This window comes from Clostridium sp. MCC344, assembly GCF_018785365.1.
Taxonomy (GTDB): domain Bacteria; phylum Bacillota; class Clostridia; order Lachnospirales; family Lachnospiraceae; genus Pilosibacter.
On record NZ_WQPQ01000124.1, the window covers coordinates 582 to 1,626 of the forward strand.

Annotated in this window: 3 protein-coding genes; all 3 read left to right on the plus strand. The window is 57.3% G+C overall.

What is annotated here, in order from left to right:
* Positions 1 to 80 precede the first annotated feature (80 nt).
* Positions 81 to 671 carry a defense against restriction DarA-related protein gene (locus GPK90_RS18780; protein ID WP_202615304.1) on the plus strand — a complete coding sequence of 197 codons (591 nt, stop codon included), beginning with the start codon at positions 81 to 83 and terminating at the stop codon, positions 669 to 671.
* 12 nt (positions 672 to 683) lie between these two features.
* Positions 684 to 866: a DUF4316 domain-containing protein gene (locus tag GPK90_RS18785; RefSeq protein WP_003500078.1), complete on the plus strand. Its 183-nt coding sequence runs from the start codon at positions 684 to 686 to the stop codon at positions 864 to 866.
* The coding region (locus tag GPK90_RS18790) for a plasmid mobilization protein (protein ID WP_486463684.1) at positions 866 to 1,045 on the plus strand (180 nt) is incomplete at its 3' end. The genes GPK90_RS18785 and GPK90_RS18790, both read left to right, overlap by 1 nt.

Consider the following 1,045-nt stretch of genomic DNA (forward strand, 5'->3'; position numbering starts at 1 on the left):
TCTCCCCGGTCTGCCCTCTTATTTCGTAACATCCAGCACTTCGGGTCATGTTGACCCGAGGCACAGAAAGGAGGGATCTCTTGGAGACAGTACAAGGATATGTGATTTTGAAAGCTGCCACCTTTGAAACCGGACACGGCTTTGCGCTGGGGCATAATCCGGGAGCGCCGAGCCCCTTTGTGACCTGGCAGTTTACCGAGGGGGAAAACGGCCATCGGGATTACTACTGGGGCCGCTATGGAACCAGTCAGGCGTGGGCGCAGAGGGACTTTGACCGCCGGGTGGACGACTATCAGCAGTTTTACCATGCGGCGGTCAAGCATACCGAGCTGGGACCGGAGGGCGTTTACCGCTATTATTCCACCCAGCGGCCCGTGGACATAGGAACTTACCCGAAGCCGCCGGATAACCAGCCTCTTTCCATCGTCAACTACGATGATGACAGGCGGCGTCCTGTGGCAGACGGCAGGCTGATGGCATGGGGCGAACTGACCTACGCAAAGCCGCTGACCGAAAAGCAGATGGAGGATTATGAGCTGAAACCAGCACCGGGCAATCCTGACCGGGTGCGCCCATCCATTACCGCCCGGCTCAAAGATGAAACCAGAGGGCAGGAACCCCCGAAGGAACCCGGCCAGAAGCGAAACCATAAAAACCATGAGGAACGATAAAGGAGGATCGCCATGCACGAAAAAGACAACTATCTGAAAACCGCCGAGCTCTCCACAGAGCAGAACTGCAACATGATCGACGGCGTACCCAACAACACGCCCATCCCGCCCACGCCCCCGGAGTTGGACGCAAAACCGCTGGATAAGGTAAAGGAGCCCAAAGAACGCCGGAAAGGCCGGGAGCTGGAACGCTGATGGAGAACCGCAAGCGGAATGTCCATCTGCACGTCATGGTAACACCGGACGAGCTGGCGGCCATCCATGAGCGGATGGCCGAGGCGGGCATTTCCAACACCGGGGCTTATGTACGGAAAATGGCTCTGAACGGGTATATCCTGCACATCGACCTTACGCCCGTAAAAGAGCTGATCTCT